Consider the following 249-nt stretch of genomic DNA (forward strand, 5'->3'; position numbering starts at 1 on the left):
TCTAAAACTGCAAGTTTTGTTTTATTAGAAATAAAACAATGAGCGTCGACAATATTAGATTTAGCAGTAAAATGACTGTCACATGATTTACAATAAAATCTTTGTTTTTGAAGTTCTAAATAAGCGGGCATTTCCATAATTTTAAGTAAAGTAATCGTTGAGGTTTTCTTACCATTTTTTACTATTGAGAAATTTTCATTTTTAGTTGAACAATTTTCACAATGTGTAGGTTGATAAGTGAGCTCGGCA

The 249-nt window shown here is 28.5% G+C and carries 1 protein-coding gene; it reads right to left on the reverse strand.

What is annotated here, in order from left to right; genetic code table 11:
• On the reverse strand, positions 1–249 hold a 249-nt coding region (locus HMPREF2715_RS04075), incomplete at both ends, for a transposase family protein (protein ID WP_141757442.1).

It is taken from the genome of Staphylococcus sp. HMSC062A01 (assembly GCF_001836805.1).
Taxonomy (GTDB): Bacteria; Bacillota; Bacilli; order Staphylococcales; family Staphylococcaceae; genus Staphylococcus; species Staphylococcus haemolyticus.